Origin of the sequence: Yersinia proxima, from assembly GCF_902170785.1 — a bacterium.
GTDB classification, from domain to species: domain Bacteria; phylum Pseudomonadota; class Gammaproteobacteria; order Enterobacterales; family Enterobacteriaceae; genus Yersinia; species Yersinia proxima.
The window spans coordinates 357,687-375,993 of the sequence record NZ_CABHYG010000004.1; the positions used below are offsets into that span (position 1 = coordinate 357,687).

The following is an 18,307-nucleotide window of genomic DNA, read 5'->3' on the forward strand; positions in this document are numbered from 1 at the left end:
GGAAAACCTCAAAAATCAAGCAAGTCACTATCTCCACGTAAGAGCTTATCGGGGGACTGATAAGTCGGACGCAGGAGGGTAAATAAACACCTCGCTAAAGAGGGTTTAACCTTGTTTCTGGTGTGGTTAACAACAGCAAAGAAATCAGCGCAATCAGGATTTGTTTTATTTTTTTTATGTGATCTCCATCAACTAGCTGATGGAGACTACTTAAATATAAGTAGATAATGTTACAACTGTACAATAAAATTTTTCATTTAATTTACAAACATTAATAAATCAAATAATAAACACCTGCTAAAAACCAATGAAGATCGCTAAAACAAAAACAATAACGTAATGATAAATATCATTTTAATCGTTTCAGCAATGACATCTATTACAGAATAAAACCATAATAATGTTAATTATTTACACAAAGAAATAACCATTAAAATTAATGTATTCAAGTTACATTTGTGCAACATAAGGACGAGGGGATTTTGTCATAGTTTAGATTTATTGAATTATTCTACTGAAGATGTGCACTGTTCAAATATTAACCTTTGTGATAATAAAATAAGCAACAAAATAAATAAGGCAGCTAAGTTTCAGCTAATCCAGATAAATCCCTTCGACCCGCATTTCGCTTTGTGATAGAACCGTCTGTCTATATTTATTATTCGTATCAACCGCAGACCCTATACCTCATGACCGCCAAAACACACCAACCTTCATTGCAGCCAGGTGTTGCACAGCAAATCTCGACTCGGCTCGCATTTTTTATTTCCGGATTGGGAATGGCCGCCTGGGCACCCTTGGTGCCATTTGCCAAAGAGCGGATAGGTCTTAACGATGCCTCACTGGGTTTACTATTACTGTGCATTGGTGTCGGATCGATGCTCGCTATGCCCCTAACGGGAGTGCTCACGGCAAAATGGGGATGTCGGGCGGTGATTTTGTTAGCAGGAGCAGTACTCTGCCTCGACCTCCCCTTGCTGGTATTGATGAATACCCCCGTCACCATGGCGTTGGCCTTACTCATCTTCGGTGCGGCAATGGGCATAATAGATGTCGCGATGAATATTCAGGCAGTCATTGTTGAGAAGGCCAGTGGGCGCGCAATGATGTCCGGTTTCCATGGGTTATTTAGTGTCGGTGGGATTGCCGGTGCTGGCGGTGTCAGTGCATTATTGTGGCTGGGATTAAGCCCACTCACAGCCATCATTGCCACCGTCGCGTTAATGGCTATTCTATTACTAACTGCCAATAAAAACCTGTTACAGGGCAGCGGAGAGCCTCATGATGGCCCACTGTTTGTTCTGCCGCGCGGATGGGTGATGTTTATCGGTTTCTTGTGCTTTGTGATGTTCCTGGCAGAAGGTTCAATGCTTGACTGGAGCGCGGTTTTCCTGACCACACTGCGTGATATGGAACCCTCACAAGCGGGAATGGGTTATGCGGTATTTGCTATTGCGATGACGCTGGGCCGGTTAAATGGTGATCGGATTGTCAACGGATTGGGCCGATACAAGGTATTATTAGGCGGCAGCTTATGTGCTGCTGTAGGGATTATCATCGCGATAAGCGTCAATAGCTCAATCGCCGCCCTTATTGGCTTTATGCTGGTGGGGTTGGGTGCATCCAATGTGGTGCCTATCCTGTTCACTGCCGCAGGCAGCCAAACTGTCATGCCTGCTAATTTAGCTGTTGCCTCCATCACCACTATCGGTTACGCCGGTATACTGGCAGGCCCCGCAGCCATTGGTTTTGTTGCCCAACTCAGTAACTTATCGGTCGCTTTTGGCTGCGTGGCCGTCCTGTTGCTCACAGTGACAGCCAGCGCCAAAGCCGTCACGCGCTAACCAAGGAATATGCATTATCGTTATGCAAAATAACTCGTTATCTACCAGTTCAGCTAACATCACTCGCTGCTTCTGGCTGTTTATCGTCTTGCTGCTCATCACTATTGGGCTGTATGGCTACAACTATACCAATGCGTATCTGACAGAAAAAAAACACGCATTGAGCTATATTGCCACCGGTTTACAGCAACGTATCGATGATTATCGTTACCATACCTACCAGATATATGATTTTGCCAATAACCCGAATATCTCTGATAAAGATATTCTTTCCGCGCAAGAAGTGCGTCTGCGCCCCGATATTTACTATATTGAAAAACCGCGCAGAAAAACTGACGCCGTCATTTTTGGTAATCATGAGCCCGTCACTCTCGCCATGACTTTGCAGTTGTCAGACTATCTTGACAGCCATTGGGGAGCGCAAAATGATACCTACTCGATGTATTATCTAAACGGCCAGGATAATAGCCTGACCCTCATCACCACCCAGGCCTTAAAGGAAGTGACGTCGCGTTTTAAAGAAAGCTACCTGACCGCCGCCGCCGAGTCTCGCCGAGCAGAAATGCTCCAACAGGCCAATACGCTAGATGAGCGCGAGAGTTTCTCGCCATTACGGAAATTACGATTCCAGAACGCCTACTACTTCACAATTCGAACCACCTTTAATCATCCCGGCCATCTGGCAACAGTCATTGCCTTTGATCTGCCGATTAATGACTTAATTCCGCCGAATATGGCACGCTCGAACTTCCTGCTGCAACCGGATAAAACACCGATTAATGAGGGGATGGCCCCGGAGGATACTGCCGCCGCCAGCGTGACACTCAATGGCTATTGGGTTGAAATTTCAGCGCCACTGGCCAACGCCTCGTTGAGAATTGTTTATCGTGTTCCAGTGACCGTGTTGGCCATTGATTTGCTGAGAAATAACTTCTGGTTGATCTTGTCCAATATATTGCTGTTGGCTCTGGCTGTTTTGGGGATCTATTTTATTCGTCGCCAATTCGTGCGCCCTAGTACAGACATTCTTGACCAGTTAGAAGCGCAAAAATCACTGAGTCAGGAAATTATTACCAGCTTGCCACAAGGACTACTGGTTTATAATTTCAGTAGCAATGCGGTAGTCGCCAGCAATCAGATAGCCGATAACTTGATGCCTCACCTTAACCTGCAAAAAATTGCCCATATGGCGGAACAGCATCACGGGGTGATTCAGGGCACGGTGAATAATGAAGTTTACGAGATCAGGATGTTCCGCAGTAAGTTTTCGCCTGAAACCTATCTTTTCCTGCTCCATGATCAGGATAAAGAAGTTTTGGTCAATAAACGCCTACAACAGGCCAGACGTGAATACGACAAAAGCCTACAAGCACGTAAGCTAATGCTCCATAATCTGGGAATTGAACTGAATCAACCCATTAATAACCTCAATCAAACGGCCAAAGAATTACAAAACACCACTGACCCGGCGTTGCAACATGAATTAACGAGCAAACTGGCAGAACAATCTGAAAGTATCATTGAGCTAATTGATAATATTACCTTACTGACACGTTTAGAAACTCAGGATTGGCAACCAGAACAACATAACTTCTCCCTGTCGGCACTCATTGATGGGCTGCTACTAGAGATGCTGCCTGCGATTAATCAGAAAGGATTAACTCTGTTTAATCATTATCTTGTTGATCTTGACCAAAATTACATTGGTGATGAAAAAGTATTACGTAAAATACTTTCGTTGCTACTGCATTATTCTGTTATTACCACGTCTTACGGCAAGATAACGTTGAATGTGAGCCATGAACCTGGGCACCCGGAACAACTGGTTATTCAAATTATCGATACGGGTGTGGGTATTTCTGATGAAGAAATTAGTAATCTTAATTATCCTTTCCTCAGCCAAACATTAGCCGACAGATACAATCACAGTTCGGGGTTAACATTCTTTTTATGTAACCAATTATGTAAAAAATTAAACGGTCAATTAGAGATTCGTAGCAAAGTTGATATAGGTACTCGTTATACAATCCGAGTTACAATTGCTATCCAAAATGAGCAGGAGGAGGAACAAGAGAAATTATTGGATGGCGTCACGGTATTATTAGATATAACGTCGGAAGAAGTGCGTTCTATCATCACAACATTATTGAATTCATTTGGCGCTAACTGCATTATTGTTGATGATCGTTTGCCGGGTAGAGACTATGATGTGACGGTGACTGACAACCCGCAACACTATGATAAATTTACTTTATTACTTGCATCTGACGAAGTAGGAATGCAGCAGTTGCAGGATAATTATATTCGGGTAAATTATAATTTAGGCAGTGCGGTCATTGATGCAATATTATTATTAATTGAACATCAGATTTCATCTGATGAGCACACGGAAAAGTCTGAACCCATTGCTGCTGATGATATAAATGCTTACGAGCAACAACTAAAATCCAGTGACTATTATTCCTTATTTGTTGAGACAGTACCGGTAGATCTGAAGAAACTGTATACTGAACTTCAGCAACGTGATTTCATATCGCTTTCGCAGACCGCACATCGATTGAAAGGCGTATTTGCTATGTTGAATTTGCTTATCGGCAAACAACTGTGTGAAACATTAGAACAGCATATCGCAGATGGCGATCGGTTGAAGATCGAAAATAGCATCAGTCAAATTGATTCTTTCGTCACCAGACTGTTGCAGCAAGGTAACCCATAACCATGAACAACCTTAATGTAATTATTGCTGATGACCACCCAATTGTGTTGTTTGGCATCCGAAAGTCACTTGAGCAAATTGAGTGGGTAAACGTCGTTGGGGAGTTTGAGGACTCTACAGCGCTTATTAACAATTTGTCTAAACTTGATGCCAACGTGTTAATTACCGACCTCTCCATGCCTGGTGATAAGTACGGTGATGGCATCACATTGATAAAATATATAAAAAGGCATTACCCGGATTTAGCCATAATAGTACTAACGATGAATAATAACCCTGCTATTCTCAGTTCAGTTTTGGACTTGGATATTGATGGGATCGTACTAAAACAAGGCGCTCCAGCTGATTTACCTAAAGCCTTGGCAGCATTACAGAAAGGGAAAAAATTCACCCCTGAAAGTGTGGCTAAGCTGTTGGAGAAAATCAGCGCTAATGGCTACGGTGACAAACGTTTATCACCGAAAGAAAGTGAAGTTTTACGGTTATTTGCTGAAGGTTTCCTGGTAACTGAAATTGCCAGAAAACTGAATCGCAGCATCAAAACCATCAGTAGCCAGAAGAAGTCGGCGATGCTGAAACTGGGCGTGGATAATGATATTGCCCTGTTAAACTATCTTTCCTCTGTCACTATTGGCCAGGACAAAGAATAATTTCTGTTCCCCAACCCGGTATTGCTCCGCAGTGCCGGGTTTATTATCCCCTTCATATTTGAAACTTCAGCTTCAAGCTCGACACCATAAGCCAAAGTAATTGGAGTTGCAGGTAGGCAGCCAAGGAGCGAATCCCAATGAGCTTACTCAAGTAAGTGATTTGGGTGAGCGAGTGTAGCTAACACCCCTGCAGCTTCAAGTACGAAGGCTTTAGCGAGTTTTTCGCACCTTATCACCATAATATCGCAACATCTGGCGCAGCGTATCCAATGTTACCGGCTTAGATAAACAGTTATCCATACCTGCTTCAATGCAGCGCTGCTTACCCTCGGCCAAGGCATTAGCCGTAACACCAATCACCGGGAAGTTATGATTTAGTTCTCGCAGGCGATGAGTTAGGCGATAACCATCCATATTCGGCATATTCACGTCAGTTAGCACAATATCGATGCTATTAGAATTCAACACCGCCAGAGCATCCAGCCCATCATTCGCCGTAATGACCCGATAACCTAAAGTTGTCAGTTGATCAGCCAACAAACGCCGGTTAATAGGATGGTCATCCACCACCAGAATGTGCAGATCAGCATTCTCATCCAGATTGGTTTTCGGCGCTGGTAAGGCGAGTGGTGCCTCGTCGGTCACTTGTTGATCCAGCAAGATGTGATCCAATAACGGCACGATTTCCAAAAGTGTAGATGTACTCAACAACCAATAACCAGGGCGAGTCTCTTGTGGTAAACCAATATGCTCGATGGATAGCTGAATCCATGTCGATAATGGCGCGTTTATTTGTGGTAAGTAATCACAAATAAGCACTTGATCCTGCAATTTTTGCTCATTGCTATAGCGTTGGATAGTCGCACCAAAATGGCTTAACAGTTCGAGTAAGTAACTCTCCAGACGAGCATTGCGAATATCCAGCCATAAAACTTTCCCTTGCCAGCGGTCACTCTCTGGCAATACTGCATTTTGCGCCTGGCTTTTATTTTCGGCCAAATACAAAGGAATACGAATCGCAAAAATACTGCCCATCCCAAGTTCTGAAACCACTTCAACATCCCCATCCATCAAGTTGACCAATTTCTCACAAATTGCCAACCCTAATCCGGTTCCCTGGAAATGGCGCTGCACCCCAGTTCCCACCTGGAAGAAAGGATCAAATAGCTGATTTATCTCTCGTGAATTTATCCCCACACCGGTATCGCGCACGCGGAATTCCAGATAATAGCCACGTACCCTCACCTGCAAAATGATACAACCCGTGTCGGTAAATTTGATGGCGTTATTCAATAAGTTAGAGATAACTTGTTGTAAACGAACCGCATCACCCAACATCAGTCGTGGAACATCGGCTTCAATAAAGCAGTAAAGACCCAAACGCTTTTTCACCACCAGCGGTAAATAGTTCGCGGTGATATGTGTTATCACCTCAACGGTAGAAAACTCACTTGGCTCAATTTTCAGTTGCTCAGATTCTATTTTGGAGAAATCGAGAATATCACTGATGATTTTGAGCAATAACCCGGACGAGTTGTTCATCGCCGTGACCAGGCGCTCAACGCCGTGAGGCAATTCTTTGGTTTGCAATAAATCGAGGTTACCAATAATGCCATACAGGGGCGTTCGCAGTTCATGACTGACCGTTGCCAAAAACATCGATTTCGATTGGCTGGCCTGCTCTGCCGCAGCCGCCATTTCCTGCAATGACTCTTCCATTTTTACCCGTGAACTGACATCCACCAGCACACAAATCGCCACATCTTCATTACGGTAACGGGAATGAACAAAGCTGATTTGCAGATTGTTGTTATTACTGGTCATCACATCGACAAAATTCGCCTGTTGCTCACAAATAATACGCGTAATGCGTTCACGGTCTTCATTGGTCAGCAAGTTAATATAGTTGTGTGCCAGCTCATTACTGAGGATATTGGTGCCGTCACTGATCCGCAGAATGGAAATACCCACCGGAGCGGAAGCTACAATTTTACGGTTAAATTGCTCATGTTCTTCCAATCGCAAGGCATTATCTTCAGCGGGATGGAACATTTTTCGCTCAAACAACCAGGCAAGAGTGAATATCACCACAGCAGAAAGAGTATTCAGTAGTAACGCATTAAAAATTAATAATTTAAATATCTCGATTATGGTTTTAACCGCCAAAGAATAGGCAATACTCAGACTGGAAGGCAGTAAGTTCTTTTTAAGAATAAGATAATTATAATCGTCCACATAGCCAAAATAAGAGGGAGTATCTGGGTAGTCATCCAACATTGAGGCATAACGTTCACCCGTCGCCAGGCGCAATACTGGCTGATTATTTTGATCCAGCAAAGTCACTCCAATAGGCAACGGGCCGGAGGAGATAAAATCTTCCAGACGAATAGTCTGCTCCGTGCCCACTAATGCTTCTAACTTATTCCCCACATAAAGCGGGCTAAGCACATATAAGGTGCCTATGTCAGGGCGCACACCGGGGACTATCCAATATAGCGGGCTGTCTTTATCTTGATTATTAGCCTCACGATACCGTGTAATATGCTCACTCAACGACTTAAGTAAACTTTCTTGCTCCATCGGAACATTGCGAATATCGAAGTCCACCATGCACATGGTGTCGCTGCCAATAAAAAATATTCGATTAAGATCATAGGCAGCAGCGAAGTTCTCTTTCCAATACAAAATAAGATTGCTGAGAGAATCTAATGATGAATGGCGAGACGAATTAAGTGTGCCGCAATCGGCTTCCGAATTGAGTGGGTAATATTTGGGTGTGGTTTTGTTTTTAATAAAAGTACCGGCTGCAATATCACTGCTAGCGGTATTGTTATTGAGCCTGTTTTCCGCCATATATTTGATATCACGAATAATGTCAGAAGAGTGCCTAATATAGTTCTGCGCCTGCTCGAAGTTAGTATTATATTCCTGACGAATATCGGATTTTTTCTCGTTAAGGATGTTCAGGATATAAAAAGTGGTCAGCAGTGCGCCGAGTGACCATAACATGACCGCCAATACCCGAAATAGGTAACGGGATATTTTCAGTGTCGTGCGAAATGAAGAAAGATATTTCAATCTGATACCATGATGAAAGCATCGCCGGGCAGGCTGCGTGATAACAGAATACACTACCCACGACTCATAAAAAAGCCAGCTCGTAAGCTGGCTTCTATTTCATCTACGCATTATGCGTTGTCTTCATCTTCTGCTTCGTCAGCAGCATCTTCATCTGCTGGTGTGTTGAGTACAGCATCATTCTCACTGCCCTCGTCACCTTCTAATGATTCACCCTCAAGGATATCATCATCCTCTTCCGGCTCAGCAACACGTTGCAGACCAACGACGTGCTCGTCTTCAGCGGTACGGATAAGTGTCACACCCTGGGTATTACGCCCCACAACACTCACCTCTGATACGCGAGTGCGCACCAGTGTACCTGCATCGGTGATCATCATGATTTGGTCGGTCGGTGCCACTTGCACAGCGCCAACAACCTTACCATTACGCTCACTGACTTTAATGGAGATAACCCCCTGAGTCGCACGGGACTTGGTTGGATATTCTTCCACTGCGGTACGTTTACCGTAACCGTTTTCAGTCACAGTCAGGATTTCGCCATCACCACGAGGGATGATAAGAGAAATAACCCGATCGTCGCCATTGAGGTTGATACCGCGCACACCGGTCGCGGTACGGCCCATCGAACGAACCTGCGACTCAGGGAAGCGAACCACTTTACCCAAAGCCGAGAACAGCATGACTTCGTTAGTGCCATCGGTCAGATCGACACCAATCAGTTCATCGCCTTCATTCAGATTGACGGCAATAATACCGGCACTACGTGGACGGCTGAACTCAGTCAGTGCAGTTTTCTTCACAGTACCGCTGGCGGTGGCCATAAAGATATGACGACCTTCTTCGTATTCCCGCACTGGCAAAATGGCGGTGATACGCTCATTTGGCTCCAGCGGTAACAAGTTGACGATCGGACGACCACGTGCGCCACGACTGGCTTCCGGCAACTGATAGACCTTCATCCAATAGAGGCGGCCACGACTGGAGAAGCACAAAATAGTATCGTGAGTGTTGGCGACCAGCAGGCGATCAATGAAGTCTTCTTCTTTGATGCGCGCAGCCGATTTACCTTTACCACCACGGCGCTGAGCTTCGTAATCAGACAGAGGTTGGTATTTGACATAGCCCTGATGGGATAATGTTACGACCACATCTTCCTGATTAATCAGATCTTCAATATTGATGTCAGAGGTATTCGCCGTGATTTCAGTCCGACGCGCGTCGTTATATTGCTCTTTAATAGCAACTAACTCTTCGCGGATAACTTCCATCAAGCGCTCTGGATTTTCCAGAATAAAGATCAACTCACCAATTAAGGTCAGCAGCTCTTTATACTCATCCAGCAGTTTTTCATGCTCCAGGCCAGTCAGTTTCTGCAAACGCAGATCCAAAATCGCCTGAGCTTGCTGCTCGGTGAGGTAATATTTGCCGTCACGGATACCGAATTCAGCTTCCAGCCATTCTGGGCGGGCTGCATCATCACCGGCACGTTCCAACATGGCTGCAACGTTGCCTAACTCCCATGGGCTGGCAATCAAACCGGCTTTCGCTTCGGCAGGTGTTGCTGCACGGCGGATCAATTCGATAATCGGATCGATGTTAGCCAGTGCAATAGCCAGCGCTTCAAGGATATGTGCGCGGTCACGTGCTTTACGCAATTCGAAAATGGTACGGCGAGTCACCACTTCACGGCGGTGGCGCACGAAAGCAACCAAAATGTCTTTCAGGTTAAGCAATTTAGGCTGCCCTTGAGACAGAGCCACCATATTGATACCGAAAGTCACCTGCAATTGCGTCAGAGAGTAGAGGTTGTTCAGAACCACTTCCCCGACAGCATCACGTTTGATTTCAATCACGATACGCATGCCGTCTTTATCAGACTCATCACGCAACGCACTGATGCCTTCTACGCGTTTTTCTTTAACCAGTTCAGCGATTTTTTCAATCAACCGCGCTTTGTTCACCTGATACGGGATCTCGTGAACAATAATAGTTTCGCGACCAGTTTTAGCATCAGCCTCCACTTCTGCGCGGGCACGGATATACACCTTACCGCGGCCAGTACGATAGGCTTCTTCAATACCACGACGACCATTGATAATCGCAGCAGTTGGGAAATCTGGCCCCGGGATGTGCTCCATCAACCCTTCAATGGTGATGTTTTCATCTTCGATATAAGCCAGACAGCCATCAATAACCTCAGAAAGGTTATGCGGCGGAATATTGGTTGCCATCCCGACGGCAATACCTGACGAGCCGTTAACCAGCAAGTTAGGAATTCGGGTCGGCATTACGGCAGGAATTTGCTCCGTACCGTCATAGTTCGGCACGAAATCGACGGTATCTTTTTCTAAGTCCGCCAACAATTCGTGAGCAATTTTAGACATACGGATTTCGGTATAACGCATCGCCGCAGCGGAGTCGCCATCAACGGAACCGAAGTTACCCTGCCCATCCACCAGCATATAGCGCAGTGAGAACGGCTGGGCCATACGTACAATTGTGTCGTAGACCGCGCTGTCACCATGCGGGTGATATTTACCGATAACGTCCCCGACTACACGGGCCGATTTTTTGTATGGCTTATTCCAGTCATTACCCAGTACATTCATCGCATACAGTACGCGACGGTGCACCGGTTTCAGTCCATCCCGGACATCTGGCAACGCACGTCCGACAATAACGGACATCGCATAATCCAGATAGGAGCTTTTCAGCTCTTCCTCGATGTTGACCGGTGTTATTTCTCTGGCAAGGTCGCTCATTGAGCCGCTATCCCTCTACTAATTACCGGATTTAAAGGTACGAAACTATATCACAAATCGCAGATTTTGGCGAAACTGCATGATGTTTGTCGAAACGAGTTATGTATAATCCGCGCAAAGAAACAAAACAGTGAGAATTCTATCATGTGCGCAGATATCACCGCCCTTAATCACAACGTCGATGAACAAGAAATCGCCAAATTTGAGGCAGTTGCCTCCCGCTGGTGGGATTTAGAAGGCGAATTCAAGCCACTCCATCGCATCAACCCGCTGCGCCTTGATTACATTTTGCAGCGCGCTGGCGGTATTTTCGATAAGAAAGTGCTGGATGTCGGTTGCGGTGGTGGCATTTTAGCTGAAAGCATGGCGCGTGAAGGTGCGCAGGTTACCGGGCTGGATATGGGTTACGAACCGCTGCAAGTGGCTCGATTACACGCACTGGAAACCGGCACCAAGCTCGATTATGTTCAGGAAACGGTCGAAAGCCACGCGCAAAAACATCCGCAGTATTACGATGTTGTGACCTGTATGGAAATGCTCGAGCATGTCCCTGACCCTGCTTCGGTTATTCGTGCCTGCGCACAACTGGTCAAACCCGGTGGCCACGTTTTCTTTTCAACCATTAATCGCAATACCAAATCATGGCTGATGGCCGTGGTTGGCGCTGAATACGTTTTAAAGATGGTGCCGAAAGGCACCCATGATGCGAAAAAGTTTATCCGCCCGTCAGAACTGATTGGTTGGGTGGACCAAACCCCACTGCGCGAACGCCATATTATTGGGTTGCATTACAATCCGATAACAGACCATTTCAAGCTGGGCCGCAATGTTGATGTGAATTATATGGTGCATACTCAACGGGATGAAGCATAAAGCGCAGATTATTACTGTCAGAGAGCCAGTCACTTGATTGCTCTCTGATGGAGCAAATTGCCCTTAATGTATCCATTTTTTGTGTCTTCGTGCACCATTTTGTCGCTTTATGCCGCGTCAATCAGAAAATTCGGCAGAAAGCGTCTTTTTGAACAATAAAAGCGATAAGTTATGCCGTTTTTTTCTAATGTTTAATAAACCGGCAAACGATCATGATTTTAAGATTTTCGGCAAAATCTTATCCCCCAGAGTGTCGAGCGGTAAGCCCCAGTAATGACGCAGCCTGTGAGCCTTTCGTAACAATTCACCCCCAAGTTATCCACACAATTTAGCGATCTTGTTCACTTGCCAAAAGTCTCAATACTCACTATCTTGTTATCTATCTACTACCCACCCCCTATATATTGTGTTTACATACTGAACAACACACTACGACCTCAGTGATTATCTTAATCATGGAGAGCGTAAATTTGTGCTGTATAAACACTGAGTAAGGGGAACAAAGGTCACGAACACATGAACCAAAGTCTACTTGTTACTAAACGCGATGGCAGTAAAGAACGCATCAATCTGGATAAAATCCACCGGGTCATCGACTGGGCCGCAGAAGGTTTACATAACGTCTCAGTATCTCAAGTAGAATTGCGTTCACATATTCAGTTTTATGATGGCATCAAAACCGCTGATATCCACGAAACCATCATCAAAGCCGCCGCAGATTTGATCTCGCGCGATGCACCGGATTACCAATATCTGGCCGCGCGTCTGGCTATCTTCCATCTGCGCAAAAAAGCCTATGGTCAGTTTGAACCACCAAAATTATTCGCCCATGTGACGAAAATGGTGGAGATGGGCAAATACGATAAACATCTGCTGGAAGATTACACCGCAGAAGAGTTCGAACAGATGGACACTTTCATCGACCATTGGCGCGATATGAACTTCTCCTATGCTGCTGTTAAGCAGTTGGAAGGTAAATATTTGGTGCAAAACCGCGTCAGCGGCGAGATCTATGAAAGTGCCCAATTCCTGTATATCCTGGTTTCCGCCTGCCTGTTCTCTAACTACCCGCGCGAAACCCGCATGGATTACATCAAGCGTTTCTATGATGCGATCTCTACCTTTAAGATCTCATTGCCGACCCCCATTATGTCCGGCGTCCGCACCCCGACCCGTCAGTTCAGTTCTTGCGTGTTGATCGAGTGTGGTGACAGCCTGGATTCCATCAATGCCACTTCCAGCGCCATTGTGAAATATGTGTCACAACGCGCCGGTATCGGCATCAATGCGGGCCGCATTCGTGCGCTGGGTAGCCCAATTCGCGGCGGTGAGGCGTTCCACACTGGTTGTATTCCGTTCTACAAACACTTCCAGACTGCGGTGAAATCCTGCTCACAGGGAGGTGTCCGTGGTGGTGCGGCCACCCTGTTCTACCCAATGTGGCATTTGGAAGTTGAAAGCCTGTTGGTGCTGAAAAACAACCGTGGAGTGGAAGGCAACCGCGTACGTCATATGGATTACGGCGTACAAATCAACAAACTGATGTATCAACGCTTGCTGAAAGGTGAAGATATCACCCTGTTCAGCCCATCTGACGTTCCGGGGTTGTATGACGCGTTCTTCGCCGATCAAGACGAATTTGAGCGCCTTTATACCCAATACGAACAAGACGACAGCATCCGTAAGCAGCGTGTCAAAGCGGTTGAGTTATTCTCTTTGATGATGCAAGAACGTGCTTCTACTGGCCGTATCTATATTCAGAACGTAGATCACTGCAACACCCACAGCCCGTTTGACCCGAAAATTGCGCCGGTGCGCCAGTCAAACCTGTGTCTGGAAATTGCTTTGCCAACCAAGCCGTTAAATGACATTAACGACGAAAATGGTGAAATCGCACTCTGTACCTTGTCGGCGTTCAACTTGGGTGCGATTGACAGCCTTGATGATTTAGAAGATCTGGCGGTGCTGGCTGTACGCGCGCTGGATGCATTGCTGGATTATCAAGATTACCCGATTGCCGCAGCAAAACGCGGGGCGATGGGTCGCCGTACCTTGGGTATCGGTGTGATTAACTTTGCCTATTATCTGGCGAAAAATGGTGTTCGTTACTCCGATGGCAGCGCCAACAATCTGACTCACCGCACCTTTGAAGCTATTCAGTACTATTTGCTGAAAGCCTCAAATGAGCTGGCCCGTGAACAAGGTGCTTGCCAGTGGTTCAACGAAACCACCTATTCACAGGGTATTTTGCCGATTGATACCTATAAGAAAGATTTGGATACCATCAGCGACGAGCCTCTGCATTACGATTGGGAAACGCTGCGTAAGGATATCCAAACTCATGGCCTGCGTAACTCCACGCTGTCAGCACTGATGCCTTCCGAGACATCCTCGCAGATCTCCAATGCCACCAATGGTATTGAACCACCGCGCGGCTATGTCAGTATCAAAGCCTCGAAAGATGGTATCCTGCGTCAGGTTGTCCCTGAGTATGAGCGCTTGAAAGATGCTTATGAACTGCTGTGGGATATGCCAAATAACGATGGTTATCTGCAACTGGTTGGTTTGATGCAGAAATTCGTCGACCAGGCGATTTCAGCTAACACCAATTATGACCCAACCCGCTTCCCGTCAGGCAAAGTGCCGATGAAGCAGTTGCTGAAAGATTTGCTCACCACCTACAAATTTGGCGTAAAAACCCTTTACTATCAAAACACCCGCGATGGTGCTGATGATGTGCAGGAAGATATCCAAAGTCAGCCGGGTGATGACGACTGTGAAGGCGGTGCATGTAAGATCTGATTTTGAGTTCAGGCCCTTCCGATGATCCCACAAGGGGTCATCACGGGCCTATCTTCATTTGCCCTTTGCTGTCCCTGAGGAAATCATGGCCTATACCACTTTTTCGCAAAATAAAAACAATCAGTTACTCGAACCGATGTTCTTTGGTCAATCCGTCAACGTGGCACGTTTCGACCAACAAAAACACGCTATTTTCGAAAAACTGATTGAGAAACAACTCTCGTTTTTCTGGCGTCCGGAAGAAATTGATGTTTCCCGCGATCGTATTGATTACAACGCCCTGCCAGATCACGAAAAGCACATTTTTATCAGTAACCTGAAATACCAAACGTTGCTGGACTCCATTCAGGGCCGCAGCCCTAACGTCGCCCTGTTGCCGCTTATCTCTATTCCTGAGCTGGAAACCTGGGTTGAAACCTGGTCATTTTCAGAAACCATTCACTCACGTTCTTACACTCATATCATCCGTAATATCGTTAACGATCCGTCGATTGTTTTTGATGATATCGTGACCAACGAAGAGATCCTCAAACGCGCAAAAGATATCTCAGCCTATTATGACGATTTGATTGAGATGACCAGCTACTACCATCTGTTGGGGGAAGGCACCCATCAGGTGAATGGTAAGACTGTCGTGGTGAATCTGCGTGAGCTGAAAAAACAGCTTTATCTGTGTTTGATGAGTGTGAATGCGCTGGAAGCCATCCGTTTCTACGTCAGCTTCGCCTGCTCCTTTGCCTTTGCCGAACGCGAACTGATGGAAGGTAACGCCAAAATCATCAAAATGATTGCCCGCGATGAAGCCCTGCATCTGACCGGTACTCAACATATTCTGAATCTGATGCGCAGTGGTGAAGACGATCCAGAAATGGCTGAAATTGCTGAAGAATGCCAGCAACAATGCTATGAACTGTTTGTTCTGGCCGCACAGCAAGAGAAAGAGTGGGCAGAATACCTGTTCCGTGACGGCTCGATGATTGGTCTGAACAAAGAAATCCTGTGCCAATATGTGGAATATATTACCAATATCCGCATGCAAGCTGTGGGTCTGGGCATACCATTCAATACCCGTACCAACCCCATTCCATGGATCAACTCCTGGTTAGTGTCTGATAACGTACAAGTTGCACCGCAGGAAGTTGAAGTCAGTTCTTATCTGGTCGGTCAGATTGATTCAGAAGTCAGTGCTGATGACCTGAGTGATTTCGAGCTGTAATCCATGAAATCTATTGTGACGTTGAGCACCAGCGGTGCTCGACTTAACCGCCCCGCTAACAGCCGTAACTTGCTAGAAACGCTTGAATATCATCAGGTGCAAATCGAATATCAATGTCGCTCTGGCTATTGTGGCTCCTGCCGCCTGCGCTTGCTGAAAGGCGAAGTCTGCTATCAGCAGCAGCCGCTGGCATTTATCCAGGCTGGCGAGATCCTGCCCTGTTGTTGTCAGCCAAAGGGCGATATTGAAATCGAGCTTTAATATACCCGTCATACTTCAAGCTGCTTGTGCGTTGGCTGCCTTCGTTCACCCCAGTCACTTACCAGTGTAAGCTCCTGAGGATTAATGAGCCTCATCCTTGAGGCTCACCCTGCGGGCTAGCATAAATGCTGTTCAAATCGGTTCCCGACCAATTTGTTGCTCAGTTGCCGCCTTCCTGCAACTCGAATTATTTAGGGTATCAAATAGATAAATCAGCCAATCGGATTTCACCTATAATCAGCCTGTTGAATAGATGATATTTTTGCATCTGGAATTAAAATCATAGGGACAAAAGATGAAAAGACTGTCAATCGCCATAACCAGCCTGTTAATGGCCGCCTCTGCCAGTACTATTGCCGCTACAGAGCCGCCACTTAATCAACAACAGCCGTTAGAGAAGATTGCGCCTTATCCACAAGCTGAAAAAGGCATGAGCCGCCAGGTCATTTTCCTCGAGCCACAAGAAGACGAAAGCCGCTTCAAAGTTGAATTGCTCATCGGTAAAACCATTGAAGTTGACTGCAATCGCCATATGCTCGGTGGCAATCTGGAAACCAGAACCTTGTCGGGCTGGGGCTTTGACTATTTGGTGATGGATAAAATCTCCGAACCCGCCTCAACCATGATGGCTTGCCCGGATAACACCCGCCGTCCACAATTTATCGCCGCCAATCTGGGTGATACCGCCATGCAGCGCTATAACAGTCGCTTGCCAATTGTGGTTTATGTACCGCAGGGCGTTGATGTGAAATACCGGATTTGGGAAGCAGGAAAAGACGTTAGAAGTGCGCAGGTGAAGTAAATCGCGCTAACAACGATATTAACAAAAGGCAGAACACAGATTCTGCCTTTTTCGTTGTCACGCTATAGTACCCGCAATGGTAGCCGCAAAGTCTCAACCACTTCCAGCCAGCCGTGCTGACCACAAATCGAGTCACTCTTTTTTAACCAGCGGCGCAACATATCTAATGCCAGCATGGCACTACTTTCCTGACGAATGCGCAAACCATGTCGGCTGGCCTGATAACGCACCGTCTGAGCAAAAGTTCCATCAGGGGTATGCAGCGCAACACTCAGACAATCATGTTGCATGGCACCTACCGCCAGCACCACTTGCGCACCACATAGCATCGATAATGACTGCGCGCGACCCGCCACCTCGGCTAATGGCTCCTGACAATGGGCCGGTAGCAGCTCGCCCCCAGCCAAGGGTGCTGCGGCGCTTTGTAATTGCCAGTGCAGCAAGCCAGCGGTAAATTGTTCACTAACTGCCAACAATAATCCACGGTGGGTCAATTGCTCACTCAACAATGCCGGTAAACCGCGCGTGCCTTCGAATATCGTGCTATCACCCGCCACTGCCCTGACCTGCTGCCAGACCGCTTCCATCGCCGCTTGCTGCGAAGCTGGCCCGGTGAGTTTCAACTCAATAATAGGTGCAGATGAGCGATAGCCAAGCACTGCGCCGTCCGGGAGAGATAATGAGTCCAATTCGAGGGCCAAATCACTTTCTGAGCGACCAAAGGTGGTCATGCGCAAACACAATGGCGGCTCTGCCACATCAAAATGTTGACGTAAGCGCGGCATAATCTGCTGTTCAACCATCACTTTAAATTCTGACGGCACACCAGGGGTGAAAAACATCAGGCATTTATTGAGCCGTAAAGCGAAACCGCAGGCAGTTCCAACCGGGTTATCCAGCATTTCCGCATTCGCCGGAATATGGGCTTGTTTACGGTTAGTCGATGACATCACGCGACCGCGTTCTTGAAAGAAAGCCTCCATCCGCGCAATCCATTCTGGATGCTCAATCAGTTCCGTCCCGGCAGCACGTGCTGCTGCCAGCGCGCTCAAGTCATCACTGGTCGGCCCAAGGCCGCCATTAACAATCAACACATCAGCCACCTGACTCCGCTCCGTCAGCACCTCAATAAGAGCGGAAAGTGAATCACCGACGGTTTCCCGACTGCTGATTGGCAATCCCTGATTAAATAGATAATCTGCCAACCATGCCGCGTTGGTATCAATAATCTGCCCATGCAGCACTTCATCCCCGGTACTCAACATTTCAACTCTGATCATTTTCTTCTCCGTTGGTGCTT

11 protein-coding genes are annotated in these 18,307 nt (G+C 46.5%); 8 read left to right on the plus strand and 3 right to left on the minus strand.

The window, feature by feature from the left end:
- Positions 1-689 precede the first annotated feature (689 nt).
- From FTB31_RS03515 to rcsB, 3 genes are read left to right on the plus strand one after another with little or no spacing between them, the layout of a single operon-like run.
- Positions 690-1,844: an MFS transporter gene (locus FTB31_RS03515; protein ID WP_050077982.1), complete on the plus strand. Its 1,155-nt coding sequence runs from the start codon at positions 690-692 to the stop codon at positions 1,842-1,844.
- Positions 1,845-1,866: 22 nt separating this feature from the next.
- The gene (gene rcsD, locus FTB31_RS03520; RefSeq protein ID WP_077295115.1) at positions 1,867-4,560 is read left to right on the plus strand and encodes a phosphotransferase RcsD; all 2,694 of its coding nucleotides are present in this window, start codon (positions 1,867-1,869) and stop codon (positions 4,558-4,560) included.
- Between the two features lie 2 nt (positions 4,561-4,562).
- Positions 4,563-5,210: a response regulator transcription factor RcsB gene (gene rcsB, locus FTB31_RS03525; protein ID WP_004389433.1), complete on the plus strand. Its 648-nt coding sequence runs from the start codon at positions 4,563-4,565 to the stop codon at positions 5,208-5,210.
- A gap of 210 nt (positions 5,211-5,420) precedes the next feature.
- Here rcsB and rcsC read toward each other — a convergent pair whose 3' ends face one another.
- Positions 5,421-8,288 carry a two-component system sensor histidine kinase RcsC gene (gene rcsC / locus FTB31_RS03530; protein WP_077173851.1) on the minus strand — a complete coding sequence of 956 codons (2,868 nt, stop codon included), beginning with the start codon at positions 8,286-8,288 and terminating at the stop codon, positions 5,421-5,423.
- A gap of 110 nt (positions 8,289-8,398) precedes the next feature.
- Positions 8,399-11,053, minus strand: coding sequence for a DNA topoisomerase (ATP-hydrolyzing) subunit A (gyrA, locus tag FTB31_RS03535; protein WP_050078278.1), 2,655 nt, complete (start codon positions 11,051-11,053; stop codon positions 8,399-8,401).
- A gap of 144 nt (positions 11,054-11,197) precedes the next feature.
- On the opposite strand from gyrA, the gene ubiG reads away from it, so the two are divergent.
- The 5 genes from ubiG to eco all read left to right on the plus strand — a co-directional run bounded on the left by ubiG (position 11,198) and on the right by eco (position 17,007).
- On the plus strand, positions 11,198-11,926 hold the full coding sequence (gene ubiG / locus FTB31_RS03540; RefSeq protein WP_050078279.1) for a bifunctional 2-polyprenyl-6-hydroxyphenol methylase/3-demethylubiquinol 3-O-methyltransferase UbiG: 729 nt from the start codon (positions 11,198-11,200) through the stop codon (positions 11,924-11,926).
- A gap of 516 nt (positions 11,927-12,442) precedes the next feature.
- Complete coding sequence (gene nrdA, locus FTB31_RS03545; RefSeq protein ID WP_050078280.1) at positions 12,443-14,728, plus strand: class 1a ribonucleoside-diphosphate reductase subunit alpha; 2,286 nt, start codon at positions 12,443-12,445, stop codon at positions 14,726-14,728.
- An 85-nt stretch (positions 14,729-14,813) separates the two neighbouring features.
- Entirely contained in the window at positions 14,814-15,944 is a 1,131-nt protein-coding gene (gene nrdB, locus FTB31_RS03550; RefSeq protein ID WP_050078282.1) for a class Ia ribonucleoside-diphosphate reductase subunit beta, read from the plus strand.
- A 3-nt stretch (positions 15,945-15,947) separates the two neighbouring features.
- Positions 15,948-16,205 (plus strand): class I ribonucleotide reductase maintenance protein YfaE, encoded by a 258-nt coding sequence (gene yfaE, locus FTB31_RS03555; RefSeq protein ID WP_139344282.1) that lies wholly within the window; start codon positions 15,948-15,950, stop codon positions 16,203-16,205.
- Positions 16,206-16,500: 295 nt separating this feature from the next.
- Positions 16,501-17,007 carry a serine protease inhibitor ecotin gene (eco, locus tag FTB31_RS03560; protein ID WP_050078290.1) on the plus strand — a complete coding sequence of 169 codons (507 nt, stop codon included), beginning with the start codon at positions 16,501-16,503 and terminating at the stop codon, positions 17,005-17,007.
- A gap of 62 nt (positions 17,008-17,069) precedes the next feature.
- Here the strand turns inward: eco and FTB31_RS03565 are convergent, their stop codons facing one another.
- On the minus strand, positions 17,070-18,287 hold the full coding sequence (locus FTB31_RS03565; RefSeq protein WP_227731100.1) for a nicotinamide mononucleotide deamidase-related protein YfaY: 1,218 nt from the start codon (positions 18,285-18,287) through the stop codon (positions 17,070-17,072).
- Positions 18,288-18,307: the final 20 nt, after the last annotated feature.